4 protein-coding genes are annotated in these 2,862 nt (G+C 75.5%); all 4 read left to right on the top strand.

Annotation, left to right across the window (positions count from 1 at the left end):
- Positions 1-263: 263 nt before the first annotated feature.
- Positions 264-965, top strand: coding sequence for a ribosome maturation factor RimP (rimP, locus tag ABEB16_RS11730; RefSeq protein ID WP_345712434.1), 702 nt, complete (start codon positions 264-266; stop codon positions 963-965).
- Positions 962-1,966 (top strand): transcription termination factor NusA, encoded by a 1,005-nt coding sequence (gene nusA / locus ABEB16_RS11725; protein ID WP_345712433.1) that lies wholly within the window; start codon positions 962-964, stop codon positions 1,964-1,966. Before rimP ends, nusA begins: the two co-directional genes overlap by 4 nt.
- Before the next feature lie 29 nt (positions 1,967-1,995).
- Positions 1,996-2,457 carry a YlxR family protein gene (locus tag ABEB16_RS11720; protein ID WP_345712432.1) on the top strand — a complete coding sequence of 154 codons (462 nt, stop codon included), beginning with the start codon at positions 1,996-1,998 and terminating at the stop codon, positions 2,455-2,457.
- A gap of 89 nt (positions 2,458-2,546) precedes the next feature.
- The coding region (locus ABEB16_RS11715; protein WP_345712431.1) for a translation initiation factor IF-2 N-terminal domain-containing protein at positions 2,547-2,862 on the top strand (316 nt) is incomplete at its 3' end.

Genomic DNA, 2,862 nt, shown 5'->3' with positions numbered 1-2,862 from the left:
CCCGATCGTCGCACGCGTCCCGCCGCCCGGCGGAGGCACCCGCGGGCGCGGAGGACCGTCCCGCGGTGGTGGCGGCGGGGGAGGGTGCCGCGCCGGGCTAGGCTGGGCAGTCGCCGTGGTGACCGCCACCCGTGCCGGAGCGGTGCCGATCCACGGCCCGCAGCGGGCGGGCCCCGGCGCGGCTCCACGGCGCGCTGCGGAGCGGTCCCGCCCGCGCCGACCCACGAGAGGAGCCCCAGCGTGCCGTCGACGAGGTGCCCGCGGTGAGCGGGTCGCTCAGCCAGGACGTGGCGGCGGTGCTGCAGGACGCCGTGGCAGGTGCCGGGCTCGTCCTGGAGGACGTGGAGGTCGCCTCGGTCGGCCGCCGGCGCGTGGTGCGCGTCGTGGTCGACCTGCCGGCGGAGCAGGAGGGCGACGTGGACCTCGACGCCGTCGCCGTCGCCTCGACGGCCGTGTCGGCGGCGCTCGACGCCTCCGACGTGCTGGGCCCCACGCCGTACGTGCTCGAGGTCAGCTCCCCGGGCGTGGACCGCCCGCTCGTGCAGCGCCGGCACTGGGCCCGCGCGCGCGGGCGGCTGGTGCGCGCCGTCCTGGCGGACGGGCGCACCCTGGAGGGGAGGGTGCTGGCCGTCTCCGAGGAGGGCGTCCTGCTCGACGTGCAGCCGCAGGGCGAGCGGGGTCGGCCGCCGGCGAGGTCGGCCCCGCGCGGCGAGCACCTGCTCGCGTGGGCGGAGCTGGTGCGCGGGCAGGTGCAGGTGGAGTTCTCCCGCCTCGGTGCGGACGCCGGGCTCGACGAGGACCTCGACGAGGACGGGGACCTCGACGAGGAGGACTTCGAGGAGGACTTCGAGGAGGACCTCGAGGAGGAGGACCTCGACGGGGCTCCGGACGGCGGGACGGGCGGGTCGGACGACGAGGCAGGTGGCGCACCGGGTGCGCACGCCGCACGAGGGGAACTGACGTGAACATCGACATGGCGGCGCTGCGCATGCTCGAGCGCGAGCGCGAGATCCCGCTGGACACGCTGGTCCGCGCGATCGAGCAGGCCCTGCTCATCGCCTACCACCACAGCGAGGGCTCCCAGAAGCACGCCCGCGTCGAGCTCGACCGCGCCACGGGTGAGGTGCGGGTCATGGCCGCCGAGCGCGGACCCGAGGGCGAGGTGCTGCGCGAGTACGACGACACGCCGTCCGGGTTCGGGCGCATCGCGGCCGCCACCGCCCGGCAGGTGATCCTGCAGCGCCTGCGCGACGCGGAGGACGAGCAGGTGCTCGGCGAATTCGCCGGCAAGGAGGGCGACATCGTCTCCGGCGTCGTCCAGCAGGGCCGGGACCCCCGGATGGTGCAGGTCGACCTCGGCTCCGTCGAGGCCGTGCTGCCGCCGCAGGAGCAGGTGCCGGGTGAGTCCTACGAGCACGGCACCCGCATCCGCTGCTTCGTCGTGTCCGTCCGCAAGGGGCCCAAGGGCCCGGCGATCGTGCTCTCCCGCTCGCACCCCGGTCTCGTGCGCAAGCTGTTCGCCCTCGAGGTGCCCGAGATCGCCGACGGCACCGTGGAGATCTCCGCGCTGGCCCGCGAGGCGGGCCACCGCACCAAGATGGCGGTCCGGGCCGCGGTCCCGGGTGTCAACCCCAAGGGCGCCTGCATCGGGCCGATGGGCCAGCGCGTGCGCTCGGTCATGGCGGAGCTGCGCGGCGAGAAGATCGACATCGTCGACCACAGCGACGACCCCGCGACCTTCGTCGCCCACGCGCTCTCGCCCGCCAGGGTGTCGAGCGTCCAGGTGGTCGACGCGGCGGCGCGCTCGGCGCGGGTCGTCGTGCCGGACTACCAGCTCTCCCTCGCCATCGGCAAGGAGGGCCAGAACGCCCGGCTCGCCGCCAAGCTCACCGGCTGGCGCATCGACATCCGCTCCGACGCCGAGAGCAGCGGCGAGAGCGAGCCGGCGGGCAGCGGGGCGCGCTGAGGGGCCCCGCCGCCGACCGGTGCGGCCGGGTGGGGTCCACCCGCCCGGCCGCGCCCGCGAGCGGTGGTGCGGCCGACGGCGCTAGACTCGTCGGCATCGCTACACTGACGCCGCCCGGTCCTCGTGATCGGCGATCCACCGCAACGCACGTCCCCACCCCCTCGGGTGGGGTGGGCCCGGCCACGGGCCGGACGGAATGCGTGCGCACCTGCGTGGGTTGCCGACAGCGGGATGCCCGGTCGGTCTTGCTGCGGGTCGTGGTCGAGGAGGTCGGGGGAGTGCTCTCCGCCGCTCCGGACCCGCGAGCCCGGCACCCCGGCCGAGGCGCGTGGTTGCACCCGCGACGCACGTGCCTCGATCTCGCCGAGCGCCGCAGGGCGTTCGGGCGGGCACTGCGACGTCCGGCGGACCTCGACCTGAGCGGTCTGCGCCTGTACGTCGAACGAGTTCCGAACACCACCGTCACCGATGGAAGCGGGTCGAGCAGCTGATGAGCACCCGATGAGTTCGCAGCGATGAGCACCCCCCAGTAACGACGGTTCGAGCCGACCACCCAGGCCCGGACCGAGACAGGAGAGAAGTGGCAAAGGTCCGGGTCTACGAACTCGCCAAGGAGTTCGGGGTCGAGAGCAAGGTCGTCCTCACGACGCTGCAGGAGATGGGCGAGTTCGTCCGGTCGGCATCGTCGACCATCGAGCCGCCCGTGGTGCGGCGGCTGAAGGACAAGTTCCCCGCAGCCGGTGGTGCCCCCAGGTCGGGCGCGCCCAGCGGCAAGCCGACGCCGCCGCCCGCCAAGCCGGGGCCCCGCCCCGTGCCCGGGGCGGGACCGCGTCCCTCCCCGGCCCCCGCGGAGCGTCCGGCCCCCCAGGCGGAGCGCCCCGCCGCGCCGGTCGAGC

This window comes from Kineococcus glutinatus (genome assembly GCF_039542765.1).
Classification (GTDB): Bacteria; Actinomycetota; Actinomycetes; order Actinomycetales; family Kineococcaceae; genus Kineococcus_A; species Kineococcus_A glutinatus.
The sequence above is the reverse complement of the archived record's forward strand: the minus strand, read 5'-3'. Positions and strand labels throughout refer to the sequence as shown.